Genomic DNA, 24,949 nt, shown 5'->3' on the forward strand with positions numbered 1-24,949 from the left:
GGCGGTTCGGGAGGTCAGGCCAGGCCCAGCAGGGCGAGGGCGCCCTCGGCCATGGCCGGGGCGAGGCGGAAGCCGGAGCCGGCGCCGCCGGTCGCCAGGACGGCGCCGTCCAGGCCGTCCAGCGGGGCGATCAGCGGGGCGAAGTCCGGCAGGTAGAGGTCGGTGCCGGTCCGGCAGCCGGTGAACTCGGGCCGGAAGACCGGGAGTTGCTCGGCCAGTACGGCCTCGGCCAGCTTCCGGTCGGCCGGGTCCGGGGCCAGCCGGCCGCGCTCGGCCGGGCAGTCCCAGTCGGCGCTGGTGATGCTGTAGCACCAGTCCGAGCCGGACCCGACCGGCAGCAGGAAGGCGTCCGGCTCGTCCAGCACCAGCAGCGGGCGGTCGGCACCCGGCTCGCCGCCGCGCAGCCGGTAGGCGACGATCTTCTTGGTCCGGGCGCCGAGCCGCTCCGCCGTCGCGGCGAACGGGCCGTCCAGCGCGGCCGCGCCCGGCGCCGCCAGCACCCGACGGGCCGTCAGCTGGCCGCCGTCCGAGGAGACCAGCCGCAGGCCGTCCGGGCCGGGCTCGATCCGGCGCACCGCGAAGCCCTCGACCAGGTCGCGCCGCGGGCCGCCGCCGGCCGGCCCGCCGGGGCCCGCGCCGAGCAGCCCGCCCGGCGCGCCGCCGCCCAGCACGCCGAGCAACTGCTCGACGGCGGCGGCCGGTTCGGACACCGTCGCCGGGGCGGAGCGCCACAGCCCGGTGCCGGCCGCGCCGACCGGGCCGCCGAACACCGCCCGCAGCGCCGCTCCCCGGGCGGGGTCGCACGGCGCCAGCGCGTCGCCGACCAGCTGCCCGTCGACCGCCGCCGCGCCGCCGTCCGGCAGCACCCAGTACGCGGGCCGCGACTCGGCGTTCAACGCCGGTGCCAGCGGCGCCAGTTCGGCCCGCAGGTCGAGGCTGCGGCGGGCCAGTGCACGCTGCCGTCCGGTCCGCCCCGCCGGGATGTCCACCGCCAGCGAGCGGGCGGTCGAGCCGTCGTGGACGGCGCCCGCGCACACCGCGACCACGGAGGCCCCGGGGTGGCGCAGCGCCGCCAGCGCGACGGCGGTGGCGCCGACGATGCCGGTGCCGACCACGGCGAGGTCGTACGTCCCGCTCACGCGCCGGACTCCTGCCACCAGAGCGAGAGCACGGTCATCTCCTCGTCGCCGGTGTGCAGTCGGTGCTCCTCGCCGCCGGGCAGCGCGTACAGCCCGCCCGGGCGGGCCGGGTGCTCGCGGCCGCCGCAGGTGATCACGCCGTGGCCGCGCTGCACCAGCCACAGCTCCTGCGAGCGGTGGCAGTCGGGCATGGTGGCCGAGTGCGGCGGCACGGTGAACAGCGCCAGGTTGACAGGGACCTTGCCGACGGCCGCCAGCACCTCGGCCGCGCCCAGGTCGGCCTCCAGGCTGGAGGTGCCGGTCTCGTCCACGTCGGGCGCCAGGTAGCGGATCTCGACGGACCGGTCGCCGGTCGCCGGGTCCGCCCCGGAGAGCTGATGCATCGTCAGTTTCCTCCGTCGGTCAGGATGCTGTCGAGAATGACCCGGCTGCGCCAGGCGAGCAGGCCCAGGTTGGGGTCGGTGATGCCGAACGCGTGCCGGGCGCCGTTCTGCAGGTAGATCCGGTTGTCGGCCGGCCCGTCCCACTCCACCGAGTAGTCCCGGCGGACCACCGGGAGGCCGTCCTCCAGCCGCATCCGGCCGGCCAGCTCGCCGACGCACTGCGGCAGCCGCTGCACGTAGCCGGTGGCCAGCACCACCGCGTCGCAGTCCACCGCGGTCTCCTCCGCCGCGGACTTGAGCACCAGGCGCAGCCCGTCGGCCCGCTCGGCGAGCCCGGCCACCTCGTGCCCCGGCAGCAGCCGGATCAGCTCCGGCCGCCCCTCGACGTGGCTGGTCAGGTAGACGATCCGGTACAGCTCGGCCAGCAGGCTCTCGTTGACGCCGTCGCTGGCGTACTTCTGCTCGGCCAGCAGCGCGGCGCGCTGCTCCTTCGGCCGGTCGAAGAACTCCCGGGCGGCCTCCGGCAGGTAGAGGTCGTTGGTGAACGCCGACTCGTCCAGCGGCAGGAAGCCGGGGCGCCGGCTGATCCAGCTGACCTGCTCGGGCCGGTCCCGGCCGACCAGCAGGTGGCGGACGATCTCGGCGCCGCTCTGCCCGCCGCCGACCACGGCGACCCGGCGGCCGGCCAGCGCCTCGGCGTGCTGGACGAACTCGCCGGAGTGGAACACCGCCGGCCCGGTCGCGCCCTCCAGCGCGGGCGGCAGGTACGGCTGCGGGCCGGTGCCGACCACCAAGTGCCGGGAGCGGAAGGTGCCCCTGGGGGTCTCGGCCTCGAAGTGGTCGTCGCGGAACCTGACCCCGGTCACCTCGTGGCCGTAGCGGACGGCGTCGCCCAGCTCCTCCGCCACCCAGCCGAGGTACTGGTTGAACTCGGCGCGGTGGACGGCCGGGAAGCGCGCGGTCAGGAACTGGTAGAACCGGCCCTTCGCGGCGAGGAAGGACAGGAAGGAGAACCGGCTGGTCGGGTCGACCGGGGTGACCAGGTCCTTGAACGGCGAGTTCTGCAGCGTGGCGTCCGGCAGCAGCAGGCCCGGGTGCCAGGCGGGCCCCTCCCGGCGGTCCAGGTGCAGCCCGGCGGTGCCCGGGCGGGCCGCGGCCTGGGCGGCCAGGCTGAGGTTGGCCGGGCCGGCGCCGACCGCCAGGTAGTCCAGCAGCTCGCTCACCGTTCCTCCTCCGCCTCGGGGTTGATCCGCACGGCGGCGTCCACGGCGGCGCGCAGCGCGGTGGCGGCGGCCGGCGAGTCGGCGGTGAAGACCGCCTGGCCGAGCCGGCAGCGGAAGTCGTCCAGGTGCGGGTGGATCGGGTCGCCCGGGGCCAGGTCGAGCCGGACCTCGCGCACGCCCGGCAGGGCGGCGGCCACGTCCAGGCCGGTGGCCCGCTCGAACCGGGTCTGCCCCGGGGCGGTGAAGAAGTGGATGCCCGCCACCGCCGCGACCGGCTCGCCGAAGGCGCCCGCCTCCCGCGGGTCGAGGCCGAGCAGCGCGGCCAGCCAGACCCGGGGCAGGCTCACGCCGGTGGCCAGCAGCGCCAGTTCGGCGATCCGGTCGCCGCCCATCCGGGCGCCGATCTCGACCAGCACCGGGCCCCGGCCGGTCAGCCGCAGCTCGCAGTGGAACGGCCCGACGGTCAGGCCGACCGCCCGGGCCACCTCCCCGACGTACTCCTCGACCGCCGCCGCGTCCCCGGCCGGAAGGTCGGCCGGCAGCTGGTGGCCGACCTCGGCGAAGTACGGCTCCGGGGCGAGCAGCTTCTCGGTCACCGCGACGACGGTGACCGCCCCGTCCAGCACGTAGCCCTCGACGCTGTACTCCGGCCCGTCCAGGTACTCCTCGACCAGGGCCCGGGCGATCATCGGGCGGCCGAGGTCGACGAAGGTGTCGGTGCTCAGCCGGCGGTACGCCTCGGTCAGCTCGTCCAGGTCGTGGACCACCGAGACGTGCAGGCTGCCGGACTGGTCCACCGGCTTGACCACGCACGGGAACCCGGCGTGCTCGGCGGCCTTCGGCAACTCCTCGACCGAGGCCACCTCGGTGAAGCGCGGGCCGCGCAGCCCGGCGGCCGCGACCGCCTCGCGCATCCGGGTCTTGTCCCGGACCTGCTCCACGGTCCGCACGTCCAGGCCGGCCAGCCCGAGCTCGGCGGCCAGGTGCGCGGCATTCGGGACGTAGACGTCGCAGCCGGGGAACACCGCGGACAGCGGCAGCCGGTCGTGCAGCTCGCGGACCGCGGCCAGCAGCGCGGGCAGGTCGTTGGTCTCGACGGTCACCAACTCGTCGATGCGGTCGCGCAGGTGGGCGGGCATCACCCGGTCCTCGGTGTCGGCGCTGGCGACCACGACGCCGATCCCCAGGTCCAGGGCGGCCTCCACCAGCAGCACACCCCCCGAGAGGGCTTCGATCACGAGGATGCGGCGGTCGGAATGCTTGGTCATCGTGCGGTGTCTTCCGGTTCGTGGGCCACGGCCACCGGGACGGCGGCGCGGCGGAGTGAGGGTGTGTGGTCGGGGCGGTCGGGATGGGCAGGACGGTCGGGATGGGCAGGACGGTCGGAGCGGTCGGCCCGGGCCAGCCCGGGCAGCAGCGCCAGGGTCAGCACCAGCGCCCCGAGCGCGGCGGCGCGCAGCAGGACGGCCGGGTCGGCCGCGGAGCCGGCCAGCGCGAGGGTCGCCCCGGCCACCGGCATCGGCGCCACCAGCAGCAGCCCGAAGGCGGCGACCGTGCTGCCGTACTCGGCGGTCGGCACCCGCTCCGCCCGGGTGGTGCGCAGGTAGACGCTGAACAGCGAGTCCAGGGCCAGGAACACGCCGAGGGCGGTGCCGAACAGCGCCAGATTTGGGGCGGCCGACAGCCCCAGGCAGACCAGGGCGGAGGCCAGCGCCACGCCGATCCCGTAGCGCCACAGCCCGAGCCGGCCGATCAGCCAGGGGGCGGCGCCGACCACCGCGACCGAGGCGACGCCGGCTGCGGAGTAGACGAAGCCGAGCGCGCTCTCCGAGACGCCGTACCGGGTGGCGACCAGCGCCGGGGCGCTGCCGATCAGCAGGCTGAGCAGGTAGTTCAGCCCCATGGTCAGCAGCACCACCCGGCGCAGCACCGGGTCCCGCACGGTCCGGCGCAGGCCGGCCAGCGGGGACGGCGCCGCGTCCGGGTCGGCCCGCCCGGCGGGCAGCGTCCGGGCCAGCAGCAGGCTGACCGCGTAGCCGGCGCCCGCGGTGGCGACGAACACCACCGGCGGGAACAGCAGCAGCAGTCCGCCCAGGGCCGGACCGGCGATGATCGCGGCCTGCTCCAGCCCGGTCAGCACCGACTGGGTGCGGGCCACCCGCTCCGGCGGGACGAGCAGTTGCCCGGCCTTCTCGCCCGCGACGAAGGTCTGCTCGAAGAACGCGCCCGACAGCATGCCGAAGACCAGCACCACGGGCACCGCGGTGCCCGGCCGGAGCAGGATCAGCAGGGCGCAGCCGACCGCCAGGACGAGCCGTCCCGCGTCGGCGACCGCGAAGACCTGACGGATCGACAGCCGGTCCACCAGGTAGCCCGCGCCGGCCAGCGAGAGCAGCCGGGGCGTCCAGGTCAGCACCACGGCCAGGCCGGACCAGGCGAGTCCGCCGGTCACCCGGTAGCAGAGCAGCGGGATGCCGAAGACCAGCAGGTTGTCGACCAACCAGCCGATCGAGCGCAGCACGAAATAAGCCGTCATGCGGCCGGACGCCATGGAAGTTCCCCCGTAGAACCTCGGAAATCGCCACCCCGGCCGGGCTGCTGACAGCCCGGCATGTGCACGACCGTAGCCCGTTCGTAACGGAAAAGCTAGATCGTTTTCCCGGTCGAACCAGAGGATCTGCGCTGGTCTGATGGCGTGACAGGAGGATCTTCGGCAAGGGCTTGACAGAACGGGGGTGGACACGACGACAGGGCCCCGGACCGCCGCAGCGGTCCGGGGCCCTGTCGTCGTGCGGGGCGGTCGTACTACGGGTGGCGGTGCTGCCAGCCCGCCCAGGCCGAGGCGACCATCGAGCGCAGGTCGTGCTCGGCGCTCCAGCCGAGCTCCTGGCGGATCAGGTCGGCGGCGGCCACCACCCGGGCCGGGTCGCCGGCCCGGCGGGCGATCACCTCGGGGGCGATCCCGATCCCGGTCACCTCGGCGATCTCCGCCAGCATCTCGCGCACCGAGGCGCCGTGCCCCGTACCGATGTTGAGGGTCAGTCGGACCGGATCGCCCGGCCCGGCCGCGGACAGCCGGCGGACGGCGGCGACGTGCGCGGAGGCCACGTCCGAGACGTGGATGTAGTCCCGGACGCAGGTGCCGTCCGGGGTCGGGTAGTCGTCGCCGTAGATCAGCGGCGGCAGGCCGGCCGTCAGCCGCCCGAAGGCCAGCGGCACCAGGTTCGCCGCGCCCGGGTCGGACAGTTCGGGGGAGGCGGCGCCCGCCACGTTGAAGTAGCGCAGCGACACCGCGGACAGGCCGTGGGCCGTCGCGCAGGCGTTCAGCAGCCACTCGCCGGCCAGCTTGGTCTCGCCGTACGGGTTCATCGGCGCGCACGGCGTCTTCTCGTCGACCAGGTCGACGTCCGGCATCCCGTAGACCGCCGCGGAGGAGGACAGCACCACCCGGCGCACCCCCGCGTCCACCGCGGCGGCCAGCACCGTCCGCAGGCCCTCGACGTTCTCGTGGTAGTACCGCAGCGGCTGCTCGACCGACTCGCCGACCTGCTTCTTCGCGGCCAGGTGCAGCACCCCGGTGACGCCGTGCTCGGCCAGCGCCGCGTCCAGCAGCGGGCGGTCCAGCGTGGAGCCGGCCACCAGCGGCACGCCCGGTGGCAGGTGGACGGCCGCGCCGCTGCTCAGGTCGTCCAGCACGGCCACGGACTCGCCGGCCGCGACCAGCTCCCGCACGACATGGCCGCCGATGTAGCCGGCGCCGCCGGTGATCAACCAGGTCATGGCTCCGATCCTAGCCCCGGGGCGGTCGGGGCCCGGTCGGGCGGCGGGCGGTGGCGGTCGGCGGCCGGCGGTGGCCCGGCGGTGCGGGCGGGGGCCGTCGGACGCGGGGCGTGCCGCCTTCCGGGGCGTCCGCCGGTGTGTCTCCTGGTGTGTCTGCACGGAAACACGGACATACCGGTGAAATGCTGACAAAGCCCTGTCCTGCGACCGGAGGTGCCCGCCGTGCGCCCGAAGAAGGAACCGACCCGCCCGATCCCGGCCGGCCCCCGGCCCACCGGGCCCAAGCTGTGGCTCGGGCCGGCGGCGGTGCTGGTCTCGGCCGCGCTGCTGGTGGCGGGCTGCTCCAGCTCCGGCAAGGGCGGCAGCTCCTCGGCGGCGGCCAGCGGCAGCGCCACCTCCTCCGCGCCCGCGCCCACCGGCAACAACCAACTGGAGCAGGACTACCAGCACGTGATCGCCCAGGTGCTGCCCTCGGTGGTGCAGATCACCGCCGGCAACAGCCTCGGCTCCGGCATCGTCTTCGACGACAAGGGCGACATCGTCACCAACGCGCACGTGGTGGGCAGCGCGACCAGCTTCACCGTCACGCTGGCCAACAGCAGCAAGCCGCTGAACGCCACCCTGGTCGGCAGCTACCCCGACGCCGACCTCGCCGTGATCAAGCTCAGCAGCCCGCCGAGCGGTCTCAAGCCCGCCGCCTTCGCGGACAGCGCCAAGGTCGCGGTCGGCCAGATCACCCTCGCCATGGGCAGCCCGCTCGGCCTGTCCAGCAGCGTCACCCAGGGCATCGTCTCGGCGGTCGGACGGACCGTCAGCGAGCCGCGGACGGCGGACTCGCCCGGCGCCACCATCGGCAACATGGTGCAGACCTCGGCCGCGATCAACCCCGGCAACAGCGGCGGCGCGCTGGTCAACCTCTCCAACCAGGTGATCGGGATCAACACCCTCACCGCCGTCGACCCCGAGCTGAACGGCTCGGCCGCGCCCGGCATCGGCTTCGCCATCCCCGCCGCCACCGTCACCAGCATCGCCAACCAGCTGATCAAGGACGGCAAGGTCAGCAACTCCGGCCGGGCCGCGCTCGGCGTCACCGTCCGCCCCTACTTCGACGCGAACTTCCAGCCCGCCGGGGCGGCCGTGGTCTCCGTCGCGGCCGGCGGCCCCGCCGCCTCGGCCGGCCTCCAGGCGGGCGACGTCATCACCAAGGTCAACGACACCGCGATCACCAGCCCCGCCGCACTGACCACCGCGCTCGCCTCGCTCGCCCCCGGCGACAAGGCCACCGTCGGCTACCAGCGCGAGGGCAAGGACCAGAGCGCGCAGGTCACCCTCGGGACGCTGTAGCCGCAGCGCCCGCCCGACCCGGGCCCGGAGTGCCGTACCGCGCAAGGGAGACGGCACCCCGGGCCCGCCCACGCCCGGCCACGTCCGGCCGGGGGCTCTGCGGGGATCGCGGGCCGCGGTCACCCCGGGCGGCCCGCCCGCGTCCGCCACGGGAGTTCGACCGCGACCGAGGTCGGGCCGCCCGCCGGGCTGTCGACCACGAAGACGCCGTCCACCGCCTCGGCGCGCTCGGCCAGCCCGGCCAGCCCGCCGCCCGGCCGGACCCGGGCCCCGCCCCGGCCGTCGTCCTCCACCGCCAGCATCAGCCGGTCGTCCTGGCGCCAGACGTCCACCGAGGCGGAGCGGGCGCCGGAGTGCTTGGAGGCGTTGGTCAGCAGCTCGCTGACCGTGAAGTAGGCGATCCCCTCGACCGCGGAGTCCGGCCGCCCGCCGCCCAGTTCGACCCGGACCCGGACCCCGCCGGGCAGCGTGCAGCGGGCCGCCACCGAGGAGAGCGCGGCGTCCAGCCCGCGGTCCGTCAGCACCGCCGGGTGGATGCCCCGGGCGAGGTCGCGCAGCTCCTGCAGGGCGAGCTTCACCTCGCCGTGCGCGGCGTCCACCATCTGCGCGGCGGCCGCCGGGTCCTCCGTCAGCTTCTCCTTGGCCAGGCCGAGATCCATCGCCAGCGCCACCAGCCGGGCCTGCGCGCCGTCGTGCAGGTCGCGCTCGATCCGGCGCAGGTCGGCCGCCGCGGTGTCGACCACCGCGCCCCGGTCGTCCTCCAGCTCGCGGACCCGCTCGGCCAGCGCGCCGGGCCCGACCAGGCCCTCCACCAGCACCCGGTCCGCCGCCGCCAGCGCCCGCATCGCCCAGGGCAGGGCCGGCCAGCCCACGATCAGCAGCACCAGCGTAAGCGCGAAACTCACCACCCCCCAGGGCAGCAGCACCACGCAGTACAGCGCCGAGCGCCAGCTCAGCCCGTCCGACAGGACGGCCACCACCCGGCCCGCCGGGCCCGCCCGGCGCGGCGTCAGCGGCGGCGGCTCGCCCACCGAACTGCCCAGGTCCGCCCGGGCCCTGGCCCGGGCCAGCCGGCCGAACTGCCGCGCCGAGGACAGCCCGAACGCCAGCAGCGGCAGGCCCAGCACCGTCACCGCCAGGCCCAGGCCGACGCTGACCAGCACCACCGTCACCACGAAACCGACCAGCCCGATCGGGAAGTTGAGCAGCTCGTGCCGGACCTGCCGCCACAGCCGCGCCCCGTACAACGACGGGCGCTTCGCCTCGTCCTCCATGCTCCGCGCCCTCTCCTCGTGCTCGCCGTGCCCGCTCACCTGATCTGTCGATCATCAGCATCCCGGCCCGCCGCCCCCCGGCGCCATGGTGCTGAACTCCGTCTTCGCCCGGGGGTTATCCCCACCCCCCGCCCGGAGGCCCGGGCCCGGAGCGCTGTCGAGCGGAATTCCGGCGGATGTCCACCGGACGTCTTGCAGGGCGGGCAGGTGGAGGAGTAGACGAGCGGTGCACATAGACTCCCGCGATAGCGATGGTTATGGACGGGCAAAGAAGAAGGGCGTAACCCATGGAGTGGCAGCCGCTCGCTGCCGACCCGGCGGCCGGCAGCGGCTACTTCGACGCCTACGCGGCCGTCGGCCTGCTCGCGGTCATCGGCGTCCTCTTCGTCGCGGTGGCCTTCACCGCCAACCGCCTGCTGCGGCCCGTGGTCGACACCCCCGAGAAACTGCTCGCCTACGAGTGCGGCGTGGACCCGGTCGGCGAGGGCTGGGCGCACACCCAGATCCGCTACTACGTCTACGCCTACCTCTACGTGATCTTCGCGGTCGACGCGATCTACCTGTTCCCGTGGGCCACGGTGTTCGCCGCCGCCGGCTACGGGGCGGCGACGCTGGTGGAGATGTTCGTCTTCGTCGGCTTCCTCGCGGTCGGACTGCTCTACGCCTGGAAGAAGGGCGTTCTGGAATGGACGTGACGCACGCGCACGGGACGCCCGGCGACGGACCGGTCCCGCTCGGCATCCCCGACCCGGCCCGTCCCGGCGCCGCCGTCGAGCAGCGCCGCCTCGGCCCGCTCGCCCGGCTCGCCCCGGACCCGGTCAAGGTGGTGCTCAACTGGGGCCGCCGCTACAGCCTCTGGTGCTTCAACTTCGGCCTCGCCTGCTGCGCGATCGAGTTCATCGCCGCGTCGATGGCCAAGCACGACTTCATCCGCATGGGCGTCATCCCGTTCGCGCCCGGCCCCCGGCAGGCCGACCTGATGATCGTCTCGGGCACCGTCACCGACAAGATGGCCCCCGCCGTCAAGCGCCTGTACGAGCAGATGCCCGAACCCAAGTACGTGATCTCCTTCGGCGCCTGCGCCAACTCCGGCGGCCCGTACTGGGACTCCTACTCCGTCACCAAGGGCGTCGACCAGATCATCCCGGTCGACGTCTACGTGCCCGGCTGCCCGCCCCGGCCCGAGGCGCTGCTCCAGGGCATCCTCAAGCTCCAGGAGAAGATCGCCGCCGAGGACGTGCCGCAGCGCTACGCCGCACCCTCCGCCGCGCTCCGCCGCCCGCTGCGGCCCGCCCCGGGGGAGGGGGAGCAGTGACCGACACGCCCGGGACCCCCGGCACCCCCGGCACCCCGGCCGTCCCTGACGAGCCGTCAACCGCCGCGCCGACGCCCGCCGAGCCGACGCCCGCCGAGCGCACCGCCGCATCCGTCGGCCCGTGGGCCACCGCCGTCGAGGCGTACGGCCTGCTTACCGTCGACGTGCCCGCCGAGCACTGGATCGAGGCGCTCACCGCCGCCCGCGACACCCTCGGACTCGCCTTCCTGGACTGGCTGAGCGCCGTCGACGACCTCGCCGAGGGCTTCGCCGTCTGCGCCCACCTGGCCGCCGTCGGCGAGCCCGGCACCGTGCGCCGCCTGCTGCTGCGCACCCGGGTGCCGCGCGCGAAGGCCGCGCTGCCGACCGCCGTCGGGGTCTACGCCGGAGCCTCCTGGCACGAGCGGGAGACCCTGGAGATGTTCGGCATCGAGTTCACCGGCCACCCGTACCCGGCCACCCTGCTGCTGCCGGACGGCTTCGAGGGCCACCCGCTGCGCAAGGACTTCGTGCTGGCCGCCCGGGTCGCCAAGGACTGGCCCGGCGCCAAGGAGCCCGGCGAGTCCGCCGACCACGGTGGCCCGGCCCGGCGCAAGATGCAGCCGGCCGGCGTCCCCGACCCGAACGAGTGGGGCCCGCTCAAGGGCACCCTGCCCCCGGTCGCCGAACGCCCCGCCCGCGCCGCGCGGGCCGGCGGCGCGGCCGCCGCCCGGGCCGGGGCCGGGGCCGGCGTCGACCGCCCGCGCCGCACCCGCAGCGTGGGGGACGGCTCCACCAGCCAGGCCGCCGAGACCCCGACCACCACCGGGACGCCCGCCGAGCCCGGCGCCGAGCCCGCCGCCCCGCCGGTCCGGGCCGACCGCCCGCGCCGCACCCGCAGCGTCGGCGAGGGCTCGGTCAGCCAGGCCCCCGACGCGCCGTCGGCCCCCGGGGCCCCGGAGCCCCCGCGCCGCACCGCCCGGACCCGGTCCTCCGACGCCCCGTGGCACGCGCCCGTCCCGGCCCACGACGACGAGCAGCCCGCGACGGCCCCCGAGCAGCCCGCGACGGCCCCCGAACAACCTGAGCAGCCCGCCGAGCCGCAGGACGGAGACAGCGCGTGAACCTCCTCGACACGCTGCTGCGCTGCGTCGGCACGCTGGTGGCGTTCCTGGTGCTGCCGCTGGTGGTCGGCCAGACCGAGCACAAGGCGATGGCGCACATGCAGGGCCGGCTCGGCCCGATGTACGCGGGCGGGTTCCACGGCTGGGCGCAGCTGGTCGCCGACGGCGTGAAGTTCGCCCAGAAGGAGAACATCGTCCCGAGGGACGCCGACCGGAAGGTGTTCCAGCTCGCCCCGGCGGTCGCGCTGCTGCCGTACCTGGTGGTGCTGCTGGTGATCCCGATCGGCCCGGACGGGCTGGTCGGGCAGGCGGTCGACGCGGGCATCTTCTTCGTGCTGGCCGTGATGGGCATCGGCGTGCTCGGCTCGCTGATGGCCGGCTGGGCGTCCGCCAACAAGTTCTCGCTGCTGGGCGCGCTGCGCACGGCCGCGCAGCTGATGTCCTACGAGCTGCCGATGCTGCTGGCCGCCGCCTCGGTGACGATGGCGGCGGGCACGGTGGCGCTGCCCGGGATCGTGGACGCCTTCCACTGGTGGTGGGTGCCGTGGCAGGCGATCGGCGCGTTCGTGTTCTTCACGGCGGGCCTGGCCGAGCTGCAGCGCCCGCCGTTCGACATGCCGGTGGCCGACTCGGAGATCATCTTCGGCGCGTACACCGAGTACACCGGCCTGCGCTTCGCACTGTTCCTGCTGGCCGAGTACGCGGGCATCGTGGTGCTCTGCGCGCTCACCTCGGTGCTGTTCCTGGGCGGCTGGCACGGCCCGTTCGCCGACGGCCTGGGCTGGCTGTGGACGCTGCTGAAGACCTTCGCGCTGGCCTTCGTGGTGATCTGGCTGCGGGTCACCTACCCGCGGCTGCGCGAGGACCAGCTGATGCGCTTCGCCTGGACGGTGCTGATCCCGCTCGCCCTGGCCCAGCTCGTCCTGACCGGCGTCGTCAAGGTGGTGTTCCTCTGATGGGCATTCCCGGTTCCGGCCTGGCCAAGGGCCTCGCCGTCACCCTGCGCACGATGATGCGGAAGACCGTCACCGCGCAGTACCCGGACGTCCTGCCCGAGCTGCCGCCGCGCTCGCGCGGGGTGATCGCGCTGCTGGAGGAGAACTGCACGGTCTGCATGCTGTGCGCCCGCGAGTGCCCGGACTGGTGCATCTACATCGACTCCCACAAGGAGACGCTGCCCGCCGCCGACCCGAACGCCCGGGCCCGCACCCGCAACGTGCTGGACCGCTTCGCCATCGACTTCTCGCTCTGCATGTACTGCGGGATCTGCATCGAGGTCTGCCCGTTCGACGCGCTGTTCTGGTCCCCGGAGTTCGAGTACGCGGAGACCGACATCCGCGAGCTCACCCACGAGCGCGAGCGGCTGCGCGAGTGGATGTGGACCGTCCCGCCGCCGCCCGCGCTCGACGCCGCGGCGGAGGAGCCCAAGGAGATCGCCATGGCCCGCAAGGCCGCCGACAAGCTGGCCGCCGCGGCGGCCGCCGCCGAGGAGGGTGAGCCGAGTTGAGCACCCTGCTGGCCGCCGCGGGCTCGCTGGAACCCGCCGCGCGCTCCTACCTCTCGCCCACCGGGCAGGAGATCGTCTTCCTGCTGGTCGGGGTCCTGGTGCTCGGCGCGGCCGTCGTCTCGGTGACGACCCGTCAGCTGGTGCACGCCGCGCTCTGGCTGGTGGTCGCGCTCGGCGGCCTGGCCGTCGAGTTCCTGCTGCTCACGGCCGAGTTCGTGGCCTGGGTGCAGGTGCTGGTGTACCTGGGCTCGGTGGTGGTGCTGGTGCTGTTCGGCCTGATGCTGACCCGCGCCCCGATCGGCCGCTCCCCGGACGCCGACTCCGGCAACCGCCCGGCCGCGCTCGCCGTCGGCCTGGCCTCCGCCGCGACCCTGGTCACCCTGGTGGTCGACGCCTTCCGCTCCTCCTGGATCGACCTGTACGGCGCGGCCGGCACCACCCGCCTCACCGGCGAGTACCTGTTCTCGCACTGGGTGCTGCCGTTCGAGGCGCTGTCGGTGCTGCTGCTCGCCGCCCTGGTCGGCGCGATCGTGCTGTCCCGCACCAAGGGCGACGGCGCCGGGCCCCGGGCCGGACAGCTGCGCACCGCCCTGACGAAGCCGCAGCCGCGGTCGAAGCCGAAGGAGCGCTGACGTGCACCTCGCCTACCCCGCCGTCCTGGCCGCGCTGCTGTTCAGCGTCGGCGTGTACGGCGTGCTCGCCCGGCGCAACGTGGTCCTGGTGCTGATGTCGGTGGAGCTGATGCTCAACGCCGTCAACCTGAACCTGGTCGCCTTCGACGTCTGGCTGCGCGACACCCTGCACGCCGGCCAGGCGCTCACCCTGTTCACCATCACGATCGCCGCCGCCGAGATCGGCCTCGGCCTGGCCATCGTGCTGCTGGTGTACCGCACCCGCCGCACCGCCGCCGTCGACGCGGTCACCGCGCTCGGCGACCGGCACGAGACCGACCTGGAGAAGGCTGCCGGATGAACCTCGCGCTGCCGATCCTCGTCCCCGCGCTGCCCGCGCTCGGCGCCGCCGCCGGTCTGGCCACCGGCCGCCGCCACCCGGCGCTGACCCGCCCGCTCGCGGTGCTGCCGGTCGCGGTCTCCGCCGTGCTGGCCCTGGTGACCGCCCTCCAACTGGGCACCGGCACCACCCTGGACGCCGCCACCCGGCTCGCCCCCACCGGCGGCCCGGAGCTCTCGCTCGCCCTGCACCTGGACGGCTACTCCTCGCTGATCTCGGTGCTGGTCGGCCTGGTCGCCACCTGCGTGCAGGTCTACTCGACCGCGTACCTGAAGGACGACCCGCGCTACCCCTCGTACGCGGCCCTGGTCTCGCTGTTCACCGCCGCGATGTTCCTGGTCGTCTACTCCGGCGACCTGATCGTGCTGCTGGTCGGCTGGGAGGTGATGGGCATCTGCTCGTACTTCCTGATCGGCCACCACTGGGAGACCGCCGACGCCCGCGACGCCTCGCTGAAGGCGTTCCTGGTCACCAAGCTCGGCGACGTGCCGTTCCTGTTCGGCCTGTTCCTGCTCGGCGCGGACGCCGGGACCTTCCGGATCACCGAGGTGCTGCGCACCGCCGCCACCGGCGGCCTCCAGCACCCCACCCTGATCGCCCTGCTGCTGCTCGCGGGCGTGGCCGGCAAGAGCGCCCAGTTCCCGCTGCACACCTGGCTGCCCGACGCGATGGCCGGCCCGACGCCGGTCTCCGCGCTGATCCACGCCGCCACCATGGTCGCGGCCGGCATCTACCTGGTCGCCCGCCTGCTGCCGGTCTTCCTGCAGTCCTCGGCCGCCCTGCTGGTGCTCGCCGTGCTGGCCGCCGTCACCATGGTCGGCTCGGCGCTGTGCGCGCTCGCCCAGGACGACCTGAAGCGGGTCCTGGCCTACTCGACGGTCGGCCAGCTCGGCTACATGGCCGGCGCGCTGGCTTCCGGCGACCGGCAGTCCGCCGTGTTCCACCTGGTCGCGCACGGCGCCTTCAAGGCCCTGCTGTTCCTCACCGCCGGCGTGGTCATCCACGCCGCGCACACCAACTCGATCGGCGCGATGTCCCGGATCGACGGCCTGCGCCGCCGGGTCCCCGACGCCTACTGGACGATGGGCCTCGGCCTGGCCGCCCTGGTCGGCCTGCCGCCGTTCGCGGGCTTCTTCTCCAAGGAGTCGGTGCTCACCGCCGCCGAGCACGCCGCCCACGGCGAGGCCCTCACCGGCACCCTCGGCCCGGCCTCCGCCGTCCCCGCCGCGGCCGGCTGGACGGTGCTGGCCGCCGGACTGCTCACCGCGCTGCTCACCGCCGCCTACGCCACCCGGCTCTGGCTGGTCGCCTTCCACCCCGGGCCGATCGCGCCGGTGGCCGCCCCCGCCGACGCCCCGTACTCCCCGGAGATCGACGAGGCCGACCCGGCGCACGCCGAACCCGCCGCGATGCGCTGGCCGCTGTGGGTGCTGGCCGTGCCCACCCTGGCCTTCGGCCTGCTCGGGCTGCGCACCGACTGGCTGCCCGCCCTGCTCGACGGCCAACCGCTGAGCCCCGCCGTCACCACCATGGTGCTCGGCACCGGCGCCGCCGTGGTCGGCGTCCTGGCCGGGTACGCCGCCTGGCGCACCGCCGGGGCCCGCACCACCGCCGGGCAGCCCGCCACCGACCCCGGCCGCCTGCTGCTCGGCCCGCTGTACGGGCCCGCCCAGCACGGCTTCGGCGTCGACCGGCTGTACGCCGCGCTGTTCGTCCGGCCCACCGCGGCCGCCGCCCGGCTGGTCCGGTTCCTGGACCGCGCCGTGGTGGAGACCTACGTCCGCGGCGCCGGCGCCGCCCCCGGCTGGCTCGGCCGCGCCGTCCGCTTCGCCCAGACCGGCAACGCCCAGGGCTACCTGAGCGCGCTGCTGGCCGGAGCCGTCCTGCTCGCCGTCCTGGTGGCGGTGGGCTCGTGACGCTCCTCCACCTCCCCGTCCCGGCACACCCCCGGAGTCCCCGATGAACGCGGTCCTCATCGCCCTCCTGGTGCTGCCGCTGCTCGGCGCCGCCCTGACCCTCGCCCCGATCGGCGACCGGCAGGCGCTCCGCCTCGGCACCACCGTCACCGGCGCCACCCTGCTGCTGGCGGTCGCCCTCGCCGCGGGCTTCGACCACGGCGACCCCGGCCGGATGCAGGCCGGTACCGACGTGGCCTGGATCCCCGCGCTGGACGTCCGCCTGCACCTCGGTGTGGACGGCATCTCGCTGCCGCTGCTGGTCCTCACCGCGCTGCTCACCTTCCTGTGCGCGCTCTACTCGGTGAAGAAGCTCCCGGAGGGCCCCGGCGGCCGCGCCTTCACCGGCCTGCTGCTCCTGCTGGAGACCGGCATGCTGGCCACCTTCGCGGTGCTCGACCTGGTGCTGTTCTTCCTGGCCTTCGAGATCGTGCTGATCCCGATGTACTTCCTGATCAGCCGCTGGGGCAGCGGGAAGAAGGTCCCGGCCGCCAACCGGTTCATCCTCTACACCCTGCTCGGCTCCGCCGTGATGCTGCTCGGCTTCCTGCTGATCGGCACGAAGGCCGGGACGTTCGACATGGTGAAGCTGGCCGCCGCGCACGGCTCCGGCCTCTCGCACACCACCCAGCTGATCGCCGCGCTGGCGATCCTGGTCGGCCTCGCCGTGAAGGCCCCCGCCTGGCCGCTGCACTCCTGGCTGCCCGACGCGCACACCGCCGCCCCGACCGTCGGCTCGGTGCTGCTGGCCGGCGTGATGCTCAAGATGGGCACCTACGGCCTGGTCCGGGTCCTGCTCCCGGTCGTCCCCGACGGCACCGCGACCTTCGCCCCCTACCTGGGCGCGTTCGCCGCCGTCGGCATCGTCTACGGCTCGCTCGCCTGCCTGGCGCTCGCGCGCAAGGGCGCCAAGGGCGATCTCAAGCGCCTGATCGCCTATTCCTCGGTCGGCCACATGGGCTTCGTGCTGCTCGGCATCGCCTCGCTCACCCCGACCGGCCTGAACGGCGCGCTGTTCGCCAACATCGCGCACGGCCTGATCACCGGCCTGCTGTTCTTCGTGGTCGGCGCCGTCAAGGACCGCTACGGCACCGCCGACCTCGACACCCTCGCCGGGGCCACCGGGGCCGCCCTCTACGGCCGCGCCCCCCGGATCGGCGCCCTGCTCGCCTTCGCCGCCGTCGCCAGCCTCGGCCTGCCCGGCCTGGCCGGCTTCTGGGGCGAACTGCTCGCCATGTACGGCGCGTTCGACCCGGCGGACGGGCTCTCCCGGCCCGCCTTCGTCACCTACCTGGTGCTGGCCGGCCTCGGCACCCTGCTCACCGCCGCCTACCTGCTGATCGTGGTCAAGCGGGTCTGCATGGGCGACCCGAAGCAGCCCGCCCCGGTCGCCGACCTGCCCGACCTCAAGGGCTACGAGGCCGCCAGCTGGACGCCGCTGGCCGCACTCACCCTGCTCGCGGGCCTGTGGCCGGCCCTGCTGCTCGGCCTCTCCGACCCGGCCGTCAAGCACCTCCTCGGGAGCGGCTGATGACCACCACTCACGACCTGGGGCAGCCCGTCATGACTCAGCTCGCCGTCGCCGACCCGGGCACCCTGGTCCAGTCCGTCGACTGGACGGCGATCGCCCCGCCGCTGATCGCCGCGCTCGCCGCCCTCGCCGTCCTGGTCACCGACCTGTTCCTGCCCGAGGCCCGCAAGCGCCTGCTCGGGTGGCTGAGCGCCGCCGGCCTGCTCGCCGCGCTGGTCATGCTGATCCCGCTCGCCCTGGGCGACACCCGCTCCACCTTCTGCTTCCGGAGCCCGGGCGGCGGCTGCTCCTACACCGCCGACCCCTTCGCGCTCGCCTTCCAACTGCTCGCCCTCGGCGGCGCGCTGCTCACCGTGCTGCTCTCGCTGCACACGGTGGACGAGGAGAAGCTGCCCGGCGGCGAGTACTGGTTCCTGCTGCTCTCCTCCGCCTGCGGTGCCGCCCTGCTGCCCGCCTCCCGCGACCTCGCCACCCTGGTGATCGCCCTGGAGGTCGCCACCCTGCCCGCGTTCGCCCTGGTCGCGCTGCGCCGGGACGGCCGGGGCGCGGAGAGCGCGCTCAAGTTCTTCCTCTCCTCGGTCACCGCGACCGCCGTGATGCTGCTCGGCGTCAGCTTCGTCTACGCCGCCGCCGGGACGATCCAGCTCCAGGGCATCGCCGACGGACTCGCCCACGCCCCGGGCCAGTTGAAGCCGCTGGCCGAGGCGGGTGCGGTGCTCACCCTGGTCGGCTTCGCGTTCAAGACCGCCGCCGTCCCGTTCCACTTCTGGGTCCCCGACACCTACGTCGGCGCCCCGCTCCCGGTGGCCGGCTACCTCTCGGTGGTCGGCAAGGCGGCCGGCCTGTCCGGCCTCGCCCTGGTCACCACGCTCGCCTTCCGCCCCTACGGCCACACCTGGGGCCTGGTGCTGGCGGTGCTGGCCGCGCTCACCATGACGGTCGGCAACGCGGCCGCGCTGCGCCAGCGCACCGACACCCCGTACGGCGCGGTCCGGCTGCTGGCCTGGTCCTCGATCGGCCAGGCCGGCTACCTGCTGGTGCCGCTGGCCGCCGCCGGGTGCGCCGGTTCGGCGCAGCCGCTGGGCGCGACCGTGGCCTACGCGCTGATCTACGGCCTGGTGAACCTGGGCGCGTTCGGCGCGGTCGCGCTGGTCGGCGGCTCCGGCCGGCTGGACGCCTTCCGCGGCCTGGCCGCGCGCAACCGCTGGGCGGCGTTCGCACTGGCCTTCTTCCTGCTCTGCCTGGCCGGCCTGCCGCCGGGCGTGGTCGGCCTGTTCGGCAAGGTCGTGGTGTTCCGCGCGGCGGTCGACGCGGGCCTGGGCTGGCTGGCCGTGGTGATGGCGGTGAACGTGGTGGTCGCGCTCGCCTACTACCTGAAGTGGACGGCGCTGCTGTTCGCGCCCGCCCCGGAGGCCGCCGGGCCGCGCCGCGTCCCGGCCCCGCTCACCGCCGCCCTGGGGCTCGCCGCCTGCGGCGCGGCGGTGCTCTCGGTGGCCCCGCAACTGGTGCTCCGGGTGGTGTCGGGCAGCCTGTTCTGACCCGTGGTCGAATGCCGGAGGGAACGAACGGGCCAGCTCGGCGCGTTGATCCCGGCAGAGGGAAGCTGCTCCAGGGGCTTCCGCCGGCACCACAGGAGGGCCCGCAGTGCACCGCCACCACAACGGATTGCGGACGGCCGTCCTGCTGGGCGGCCTGTCCGCGCTGATCCTGGTGATCGGCAGCTTCTTCGGCCGCACCGGTCTGCTGGTGGCCCTGCTGGTCGCGGTCGGCACCAACGCCTACGCGTACTGGAACAGCGACAAGCTGGCGCTGCGCGCGATGCGGGCCCGCCCGGTCAGCGAGATCGAGGCCCCGCAGCTGTACCGGATCGTCCGCGAGCTCTCCACCGCGGCCCGCCAGCCGATGCCGCGGCTTTACATCTCGCCGACGCCCGCCCCGAACGCCTTCGCCACCGGCCGCAACCCGCGCAACGCCGCGGTCTGCTGCACCGATGGCATCCTGCAGCTGCTGGACGAGCGCGAGCTGCGCGGCGTGCTGGGCCACGAGCTGAGCCACGTCTACAACCGGGACATCCTGATCTCCTCGGTGGCCGGGGCGCTGGCCTCGGTGGTGATGTTCCTGGTCAACTTCGCCTGGCTGATCCCGGTCGGCCGCTCGGACGACGACGACGGCCCGGGCCTGGTCGGCATGCTGGCGATCATGATCCTGGGGCCGGTCGCGGCGGGCCTGATCCAACTGGCCGTCAGCCGCTCCCGCGAGTACCAGGCGGACGCCGACGGAGCCAGGATCACCGGCGACCCGCTGGCCCTGGCGAGCGCCCTGCGCAAGCTCGACGCCGGTACCCAGCGGCTGCCGCTGCCGCCCGAGCCGCAGCTCCAGACGGCCAGTCACCTGATGATCGCCAACCCGTTCCGCCCGGGCGAGCGCGGCGCCAAGCTGTTCTCCACCCACCCGCCGATGCGCGAGCGGATCGCCCGGCTGGAGCGGATGGCCGGCCGCTGACCCGGTGGCCGGGCGGTCACCCTCCGTGGCCGCCCGGCGTGCGACGCCCGTTCCGGGGTGGTACGAATCGTTTCGTCCCCCGACCGTCCCCGTCCCGGGGGGGCTCTCGTCCTACCGTGCGCGGGATCGGAGCGTCATGGACAACTATCCGCTGCTCAACATCTTCTGGACGATGCTGGAGCTGTTCCTCTGGGTCCTCTGGTTCTTCCTGCTGTTCAAGATCATCACGGACATCTTCCGCAGCAACGACATGGGCGGCGGCGCCAAGGCCGGCTGGACGATCTTCGTCATCCTGCTGCCCTTCCTCGGCGTCCTGGTCTACCTGATCGTCCGCGGCGGCTCGATGCACGAACGCGACCTGGACCAGGCCCGGCAGGCCGACGCCGCCTTCCAGGACTACGTCCGCCGGGCCGCCGCCGGACCGCCGTCCTCCCCCAACCACGTGGCCGAGCTGTCCAAGCTCGCCGAGCTGAAGGAGAGCGGCGCGCTGTCCGACCAGGAGTACCAGCGGGCCAAGGACAAGCTGCTCGCCTGACCGGTCCGGACCGGAGGCCCGCCGCGGAGCAGGTGCCGCGGCGGGCCTCCGGCGTGCGCGGGCCCTACTGGGCGTCCTGCAGCTCCCGGTCGTGGCCGCCGTGGTGCCAGCGGCCGTCGCTGCGGTCCCGGACCAGGGTGAACCGGTCGAACAGCACCGGCACCGGGTCGGGCCGCCCGGCCACCGCGGCCGCCGAGTGGTAGTAGCTGACGGTGATGCTGGTCCGCCCGCCGGGCGCCAGGCCGGGGTCCACGTCGAACACCGCCATACCGTACGGGAAGGCGTGGTCGGGGTCGCGGACGGCCGACCAGGTGGCCTTCTCCTTGGCGTCCGGGTCGGCCTTGTAGGTCAGCCGCTGGGTGCGGACGAAGGCGTCCGGCACGCCGCCGTTCGGGTCGGTCAGGAAGTCGTCGTCGTGCGAGGCGGTGCCGCCGCCGCCCAGGATCAGGTGCACGGTGCCCTTGGAGCTGTCGATCTGCTTCAGCCCGTCGTCCACCACGCTCGGGCGCAGCAGGGTGCCCGGGTCGGTGCCGCGCACCGGGTGGGTGCGCTCGTAGTCGTGGTCGTGGCCGGCCAGCACCAGGTCGACCGAGTAGCGGTCCAGGATCGGCAGCAGGTGCTCGCGCAGGCCCATGTCACCGCCGTGGCTCTTCGCGGAGGAGGACATCGCGAACTGGTGCATCGAGACCACCACCCAGTCCACCTCGCCGCCGCCCCGGGCCCGCGCCAGGGTGCGCTCCAGCCAGCGCAGCTGGGCGCCCTGGCTGTAGCCGAAGACGTAGACGGACTGCCCGGTGGCCGGGTCGAGCGAGGCGTCGTCCTCCACCGAGAGGTCGTTGCCGTCCAGGCTGAGGAACAGCACCGCGCCGACCTGGAAGGCGTACCAGTTGCCGCAGAAGTCGCGGGTCCGGTTGTCCGGCAGGTCGAACCGGGCGTGGTACGAGGCGTAGCCCAGCTCGCCGCCGCCGGCCTCCACCTCGTGGTTGCCGGGCGCGGGCATCCAGGGGCGGCGGGCGGCCGACTGCTGGAGGTTGTTCAGGAACGCGTCCCAGCACTGCGGCTGGAGCTGCGGGTTGTTGTTGGCGTAGGCCAGGTCGCCGTTCAGCAGGTGGAACAGCGGGTCGAAGCGCTCGACCTGGCGGACCGCCGCGGCCGCGTGGATCGAGGACTTCGACCACTTCGGGTCGCCCGCGCCCAGGTCGCCGAAGCTGGTGAACCGGAACGCCGCCCGCCCCCGCCGCGGCGCGGTCCGGAAACTGCCGCGGACGGGCGCCGCGCCGTCGTGCGCGACCTCGTACACGTAGGCGGTGTCCGGCCGCAGCCCGCGCAGCCGCACGCTGTGGGTGTACGTCTCGACCTTGTTCAGCCCGTCCACGTACGAGCGGCTGTGGGCCGGCTCGGTCCGGCCGAGGCCCTCGTGCGCGGTGCCGAGCCGCAGCTTCGGCCGGCGCACCGAGCCCGCAGTGGCCCAGGAGACGGTCATCTCGGTGGACGGCTCCTCGCCCCACTGCAGGTGCACCTGCTCCGGCGCGGGGACGCCCGCCACCGCGGGCTGCGTCCAGAGCAGGGCCGAACCGGGGACGGCGGCCAGCACGCCGGCCGTGGTGGTGGTGCGGAGCACCGTTCTGCGCGAGGGGTGAGCCACTGTCGCCTCCGTTGTAGACAGTCGAGAGCCGCCCGGACCCTCCCAGTCCCCGGCGAACACCGCACCCCCGCCCGCCACCGCCCGGCCGAACCCCCGGTGAACGCCCCGGAACCGACGCTCCGTCACACCCCTGCCACAAGTGCGCTCCGCCGCCCGCCCGCTCCGTTCCCGGTGTGCGAGCCTGGAGGCATGAAGCTGATCAACTTCCTGCTCAACGTCATCTGGCTGCTGTTCTGCGGACTGTGGATGGCGCTCGGCTACGCGCTCGCCGGGATCATCTGCTTCGTACTGATCGTCACCATCCCGTTCGGCATCGCGTCCTTCCGCCTCGCGGGCTTCATGCTCTGGCCGTTCGGCCGGACCACCGTGGTCCGCGACGACGCGGGCGCCCCGTCCTGCGTGGGCAACGTGATCTGGCTGGTGTTCGCGGGCTGGTGGCTGGCGCTCGGTCACATCCTGACCAGCATCCCGCTGTTCCTGTCGATCATCGGCATCCCGTTCGGCTGGGCCAACCTCAAGATGGTCCCGGTCTCGCTCACCCCGCTCGGCCGCGACATCGTCTCCACCGACCAGGGCTTCGGCGCCCGCTGACCGCCCGTCGACCGTGTGCCCCGGTGGGAAAACCGCTCGCGGCCCCGCCCCGGCCGGGGTAGAACCGTCCGGTCGACGACGGCGGACGCAGTGGGGAGCAGGCAGTGGCGGAGCGCGAGATCCTGGCCGGCGGGGTCAACCTGGTCGAGCGGGTCGGCGACCGGGTGCTGCGGCCCACCGGGCCGTGGTCGCCCGCCGTGCACGGGCTGCTGGCCCACCTGCGGGCGGCCGGGTTCACCGGCGGCCCCGCCTTCCACGGGCTGACGGCGGACGGACGGGAGATCCTCGACTTCCTGCCCGGCGAGGTCTCCGACTACCCGCCGACCCCGGCCGCGGCCTCCCGCACCGCCCTACTGAGCGCCGCCCGCCTGCTGCGCGCCTACCACGACGCCACCGCGGGCTACACCGCCGAGGGCTGGATGCTGCCCGCCCGGGAGCCCGCCGAGGTGGTCTGCCACGGCGACTACGCCCCGCACAACTGCGTGCTGGACGGCGAACGGGTGGTCGGCGTCATCGACTTCGACACCGCCCACCCCGGCCCCCGGCTCTGGGACGTCGCCTACGCCGCCTACCGCTGGGCCCCGATCACCGCGCCCGGCAACGCCGACGGCTTCGGCACCCCCGACGAACAGGCCGTCCGGGTCCGGGAGTTCTGCGACGCCTACGGCCTCGGCCGGGCCGACCGGGCCGCCCTGGTCGACACCGTCGAGGCCCGGCTGCACGCCCTGGTCGCCCACATGCGGGCCGAGGCTGCCGCCGGGAACGCCGCCTTCGCCTCCCACCTCGCCGACGGCCACCACCTGATGTACCTCTCCGACGCCGCCTACGCGGTCCGCGAGCGCGCCCGCTTCGAGGAGCGGCTCCTGGCGGAGTGACCGGACGACCGGCCTACTCCTGCGGGCCCTCGCCCGCCAGGTGCAGCCGCAGCGCCCGGAACTCCGCGGCGATCCCGTCCAGCGTGTAGTGCGCGTTCAGCCCGCTGGGGTTCGGCAGCACCCACACCTCGGTCGACCCGATCGGCTCCGGCTGCGGCCCGACCGCCGCCCGCGGCCGGCCGAACGCCGTCCGGTACGCCCCGATGCCCAGCACTGCCAGCGCCCGCGGCCGCAGCCGCGTCACCCGCTCCACCAGCGCCGCGCCGCCCGCCCGGTACTCCTCGGCGGTCAGCTCCGCGGCCTTCGCCGTGGTCCGCGACACCACGTTGGTGATCCCCAGGCCCAGGCCGAGCAGCTCCTCCTGCTCCGCGGGCCCGAACTGCCGCGGCGTGAACCCGGAGCGGTACAGGGCCGGCCAGAACCGGTTGCCCGGCCGGGCGAAGTGCCGCCCGGTCGCCCCCGACCACAGGCCCGGATTGATCCCGCAGAACAGCACCCGCAGACCCGGCCCGGCCACGTCCGGGATCACCGCGTCCTGGGCGGCGGCCAGTTCCTCGGCGGTCGGCCGCCGCAGCGCACTTCCAGTCATCCCCCCACTCTGCCCCACCCGGCCCGGCCGCGACGGCCGCCCCGCGCGGCGAATGGATAGTCAGTTCGATTGTTTCCCTGACCGGGTGACCTCCCCGGCGGAGAATGGAGCGATGCCGTACGAACTGAACGCCCTGATCGCCACCGGGGAGCTGATCGGCGTGGTGGTGGCCGAGATCCCGCTCGCCCGCGCGGTCGGCCTGCCGCACGGACTCGCCCTGGTGCCGATGACCGACGTCCTCCACGACGTGCTCCAACACCCCTCCAACACACCGGACTTCGGCTTCAAGCGATTCCCCTCCGGCTTCGCCCCGCGGGTCGCCGGCTGGTCCAAGGCCGCCCCGATCGGCTACCTGGAGCTCGACGCCGAACACCCGGCCGGCCGCCGCGCCGCCCTCTGGTACGACGGCCGCACCACCCTCGGCCCGCTCACCCCCGCCGACGGTGCCCCGCTCCACCTGCTGCTGCGCGCCCTCGGCGCCACCGTCCCCGCCGTCCGCGAGATCGCCGACGCCGTGGACGCGCACTGCCGCCGCGCCGCCGAGGGCTGACGGCCCGTCCGCCCCGCCCCGGCGGCCACCGGCCGGTGCACCGTTCGGCGTACGCGCGGTGGCCCCGTACTTTCGGGTGGCCCAACGTGTGGGTGCA

At 74.5% G+C, this 24,949-nt stretch carries 25 protein-coding genes; 16 read left to right on the forward strand and 9 right to left on the reverse strand.

Annotated features, from left to right (window positions below):
- Positions 1-14: 14 nt before the first annotated feature.
- The 6 genes from ACIOHG_RS09220 to galE form a co-directional block, all read right to left on the reverse strand.
- The gene (locus ACIOHG_RS09220) at positions 15-1,139 is read right to left on the reverse strand and encodes an FAD-dependent oxidoreductase (protein WP_400947362.1); all 1,125 of its coding nucleotides are present in this window, start codon (positions 1,137-1,139) and stop codon (positions 15-17) included.
- Positions 1,136-1,522 carry a cupin domain-containing protein gene (locus tag ACIOHG_RS09225; RefSeq protein ID WP_400947365.1) on the reverse strand — a complete coding sequence of 129 codons (387 nt, stop codon included), beginning with the start codon at positions 1,520-1,522 and terminating at the stop codon, positions 1,136-1,138. The genes ACIOHG_RS09220 and ACIOHG_RS09225 overlap by 4 nt, the downstream gene beginning before the upstream one ends.
- A 2-nt stretch (positions 1,523-1,524) precedes the next feature.
- Positions 1,525-2,745, reverse strand: coding sequence for a lysine N(6)-hydroxylase/L-ornithine N(5)-oxygenase family protein (locus tag ACIOHG_RS09230; RefSeq protein WP_400947367.1), 1,221 nt, complete (start codon positions 2,743-2,745; stop codon positions 1,525-1,527).
- The gene (locus ACIOHG_RS09235) at positions 2,742-4,013 is read right to left on the reverse strand and encodes an ATP-grasp domain-containing protein (protein WP_400947369.1); all 1,272 of its coding nucleotides are present in this window, start codon (positions 4,011-4,013) and stop codon (positions 2,742-2,744) included. Before ACIOHG_RS09235 ends, ACIOHG_RS09230 begins: the two co-directional genes overlap by 4 nt.
- Positions 4,010-5,281, reverse strand: coding sequence for an MFS transporter (locus ACIOHG_RS09240; RefSeq protein WP_400947371.1), 1,272 nt, complete (start codon positions 5,279-5,281; stop codon positions 4,010-4,012). The genes ACIOHG_RS09235 and ACIOHG_RS09240 overlap by 4 nt, the downstream gene beginning before the upstream one ends.
- 269 nt (positions 5,282-5,550) lie before the next feature.
- Positions 5,551-6,525 (reverse strand): UDP-glucose 4-epimerase GalE, encoded by a 975-nt coding sequence (galE, locus tag ACIOHG_RS09245; protein ID WP_400947373.1) that lies wholly within the window; start codon positions 6,523-6,525, stop codon positions 5,551-5,553.
- A 252-nt stretch (positions 6,526-6,777) separates the two neighbouring features.
- On the opposite strand from galE, the gene ACIOHG_RS09250 reads away from it, so the two are divergent.
- Entirely contained in the window at positions 6,778-7,869 is a 1,092-nt protein-coding gene (locus ACIOHG_RS09250; RefSeq protein WP_400947659.1) for a S1C family serine protease, read from the forward strand.
- Between the two features lie 119 nt (positions 7,870-7,988).
- On the opposite strand, the gene ACIOHG_RS09255 is transcribed toward ACIOHG_RS09250, so the two are convergent.
- Positions 7,989-9,143, reverse strand: coding sequence for a sensor histidine kinase (locus ACIOHG_RS09255; RefSeq protein ID WP_400947376.1), 1,155 nt, complete (start codon positions 9,141-9,143; stop codon positions 7,989-7,991).
- Positions 9,144-9,430: 287 nt separating this feature from the next.
- Between ACIOHG_RS09255 and ACIOHG_RS09260 the strand changes: the two genes are divergently transcribed.
- From ACIOHG_RS09260 to ACIOHG_RS09315, 12 genes are all read left to right on the forward strand, one after another.
- Positions 9,431-9,838, forward strand: a complete 408-nt coding sequence (locus ACIOHG_RS09260; RefSeq protein ID WP_400947378.1) for an NADH-quinone oxidoreductase subunit A — start codon at positions 9,431-9,433, stop codon at positions 9,836-9,838.
- Positions 9,829-10,458, forward strand: coding sequence for an NADH-quinone oxidoreductase subunit B (locus ACIOHG_RS09265; RefSeq protein WP_400947381.1), 630 nt, complete (start codon positions 9,829-9,831; stop codon positions 10,456-10,458). Before ACIOHG_RS09260 ends, ACIOHG_RS09265 begins: the two co-directional genes overlap by 10 nt.
- Complete coding sequence (locus ACIOHG_RS09270; protein WP_400947383.1) at positions 10,455-11,561, forward strand: NADH-quinone oxidoreductase subunit C; 1,107 nt, start codon at positions 10,455-10,457, stop codon at positions 11,559-11,561. The genes ACIOHG_RS09265 and ACIOHG_RS09270 overlap by 4 nt, the downstream gene beginning before the upstream one ends.
- On the forward strand, positions 11,558-12,517 hold the full coding sequence (gene nuoH / locus ACIOHG_RS09275) for an NADH-quinone oxidoreductase subunit NuoH (protein ID WP_400947385.1): 960 nt from the start codon (positions 11,558-11,560) through the stop codon (positions 12,515-12,517). Before ACIOHG_RS09270 ends, nuoH begins: the two co-directional genes overlap by 4 nt.
- Complete coding sequence (locus ACIOHG_RS09280; RefSeq protein WP_400947662.1) at positions 12,514-13,068, forward strand: NuoI/complex I 23 kDa subunit family protein; 555 nt, start codon at positions 12,514-12,516, stop codon at positions 13,066-13,068. The genes nuoH and ACIOHG_RS09280 overlap by 4 nt, the downstream gene beginning before the upstream one ends.
- Complete coding sequence (locus tag ACIOHG_RS09285) at positions 13,065-13,700, forward strand: NADH-quinone oxidoreductase subunit J (RefSeq protein ID WP_400947388.1); 636 nt, start codon at positions 13,065-13,067, stop codon at positions 13,698-13,700. Before ACIOHG_RS09280 ends, ACIOHG_RS09285 begins: the two co-directional genes overlap by 4 nt.
- Before the next feature lies 1 nt (position 13,701).
- The gene (nuoK, locus tag ACIOHG_RS09290) at positions 13,702-14,040 is read left to right on the forward strand and encodes an NADH-quinone oxidoreductase subunit NuoK (protein WP_400947390.1); all 339 of its coding nucleotides are present in this window, start codon (positions 13,702-13,704) and stop codon (positions 14,038-14,040) included.
- On the forward strand, positions 14,037-15,995 hold the full coding sequence (locus ACIOHG_RS09295) for an NADH-quinone oxidoreductase subunit L (RefSeq protein WP_400947392.1): 1,959 nt from the start codon (positions 14,037-14,039) through the stop codon (positions 15,993-15,995). Before nuoK ends, ACIOHG_RS09295 begins: the two co-directional genes overlap by 4 nt.
- Positions 15,996-16,038: 43 nt before the next feature.
- Positions 16,039-17,565: a NuoM family protein gene (locus tag ACIOHG_RS09300; protein ID WP_400947394.1), complete on the forward strand. Its 1,527-nt coding sequence runs from the start codon at positions 16,039-16,041 to the stop codon at positions 17,563-17,565.
- Positions 17,566-17,597: 32 nt separating this feature from the next.
- Positions 17,598-19,103: an NADH-quinone oxidoreductase subunit N gene (locus ACIOHG_RS09305; RefSeq protein ID WP_400947665.1), complete on the forward strand. Its 1,506-nt coding sequence runs from the start codon at positions 17,598-17,600 to the stop codon at positions 19,101-19,103.
- Positions 19,104-19,209: 106 nt separating this feature from the next.
- Positions 19,210-20,067 (forward strand): zinc metalloprotease HtpX, encoded by an 858-nt coding sequence (gene htpX / locus ACIOHG_RS09310; protein WP_400947397.1) that lies wholly within the window; start codon positions 19,210-19,212, stop codon positions 20,065-20,067.
- Positions 20,068-20,203: 136 nt separating this feature from the next.
- On the forward strand, positions 20,204-20,602 hold the full coding sequence (locus ACIOHG_RS09315; RefSeq protein ID WP_400947399.1) for an SHOCT domain-containing protein: 399 nt from the start codon (positions 20,204-20,206) through the stop codon (positions 20,600-20,602).
- Between the two features lie 64 nt (positions 20,603-20,666).
- Here ACIOHG_RS09315 and ACIOHG_RS09320 read toward each other — a convergent pair whose 3' ends face one another.
- Positions 20,667-22,247 carry a purple acid phosphatase family protein gene (locus tag ACIOHG_RS09320; RefSeq protein ID WP_400947402.1) on the reverse strand — a complete coding sequence of 527 codons (1,581 nt, stop codon included), beginning with the start codon at positions 22,245-22,247 and terminating at the stop codon, positions 20,667-20,669.
- A 189-nt stretch (positions 22,248-22,436) separates the two neighbouring features.
- On the opposite strand from ACIOHG_RS09320, the gene ACIOHG_RS09325 reads away from it, so the two are divergent.
- Both ACIOHG_RS09325 and ACIOHG_RS09330 read left to right on the forward strand, forming a co-directional pair.
- On the forward strand, positions 22,437-22,838 hold the full coding sequence (locus ACIOHG_RS09325; protein ID WP_400947404.1) for a YccF domain-containing protein: 402 nt from the start codon (positions 22,437-22,439) through the stop codon (positions 22,836-22,838).
- Positions 22,839-22,942: 104 nt separating this feature from the next.
- On the forward strand, positions 22,943-23,713 hold the full coding sequence (locus ACIOHG_RS09330) for a phosphotransferase (RefSeq protein ID WP_400947407.1): 771 nt from the start codon (positions 22,943-22,945) through the stop codon (positions 23,711-23,713).
- 13 nt (positions 23,714-23,726) lie between these two features.
- Here ACIOHG_RS09330 and mug read toward each other — a convergent pair whose 3' ends face one another.
- The gene (gene mug / locus ACIOHG_RS09335) at positions 23,727-24,302 is read right to left on the reverse strand and encodes a G/U mismatch-specific DNA glycosylase (RefSeq protein WP_400947410.1); all 576 of its coding nucleotides are present in this window, start codon (positions 24,300-24,302) and stop codon (positions 23,727-23,729) included.
- Between the two features lie 112 nt (positions 24,303-24,414).
- On the opposite strand from mug, the gene ACIOHG_RS09340 reads away from it, so the two are divergent.
- Positions 24,415-24,852, forward strand: coding sequence for a hypothetical protein (locus ACIOHG_RS09340; RefSeq protein WP_400947413.1), 438 nt, complete (start codon positions 24,415-24,417; stop codon positions 24,850-24,852).
- The last annotated feature ends 97 nt before the right edge of the window (positions 24,853-24,949 follow it).

The sequence above is a fragment of the Kitasatospora sp. NPDC088134 genome (genome assembly GCF_044741705.1).
Taxonomy (GTDB): Bacteria; Actinomycetota; Actinomycetes; order Streptomycetales; family Streptomycetaceae; genus Kitasatospora.

Excerpts from the sequence above, each read along its gene's own strand:
- mug (WP_400947410.1), bottom strand. The coding sequence starts at position 24,302 with ATGACTGGAAGTGCGCTGCGGCGGCCGACCGCCGAGGAACTGGCCGCC.
- ACIOHG_RS09235 (WP_400947369.1), bottom strand. The coding sequence starts at position 4,013 with ATGACCAAGCATTCCGACCGCCGCATCCTCGTGATCGAAGCCCTCTCG.
- ACIOHG_RS09225 (WP_400947365.1), bottom strand. The coding sequence starts at position 1,522 with ATGCATCAGCTCTCCGGGGCGGACCCGGCGACCGGCGACCGGTCCGTC.
- galE (WP_400947373.1), bottom strand. The coding sequence starts at position 6,525 with ATGACCTGGTTGATCACCGGCGGCGCCGGCTACATCGGCGGCCATGTC.
- ACIOHG_RS09260 (WP_400947378.1), top strand. The coding sequence starts at position 9,431 with ATGGAGTGGCAGCCGCTCGCTGCCGACCCGGCGGCCGGCAGCGGCTAC.
- ACIOHG_RS09315 (WP_400947399.1), top strand. The coding sequence starts at position 20,204 with ATGGACAACTATCCGCTGCTCAACATCTTCTGGACGATGCTGGAGCTG.
- ACIOHG_RS09325 (WP_400947404.1), top strand. The coding sequence starts at position 22,437 with ATGAAGCTGATCAACTTCCTGCTCAACGTCATCTGGCTGCTGTTCTGC.
- ACIOHG_RS09300 (WP_400947394.1), top strand. The coding sequence starts at position 16,039 with ATGAACGCGGTCCTCATCGCCCTCCTGGTGCTGCCGCTGCTCGGCGCC.
- ACIOHG_RS09255 (WP_400947376.1), bottom strand. The coding sequence starts at position 9,143 with ATGGAGGACGAGGCGAAGCGCCCGTCGTTGTACGGGGCGCGGCTGTGG.
- ACIOHG_RS09340 (WP_400947413.1), top strand. The coding sequence starts at position 24,415 with ATGCCGTACGAACTGAACGCCCTGATCGCCACCGGGGAGCTGATCGGC.
- ACIOHG_RS09305 (WP_400947665.1), top strand. The coding sequence starts at position 17,598 with ATGACTCAGCTCGCCGTCGCCGACCCGGGCACCCTGGTCCAGTCCGTC.
- ACIOHG_RS09240 (WP_400947371.1), bottom strand. The coding sequence starts at position 5,281 with ATGACGGCTTATTTCGTGCTGCGCTCGATCGGCTGGTTGGTCGACAAC.
- ACIOHG_RS09295 (WP_400947392.1), top strand. The coding sequence starts at position 14,037 with ATGAACCTCGCGCTGCCGATCCTCGTCCCCGCGCTGCCCGCGCTCGGC.
- ACIOHG_RS09265 (WP_400947381.1), top strand. The coding sequence starts at position 9,829 with ATGGACGTGACGCACGCGCACGGGACGCCCGGCGACGGACCGGTCCCG.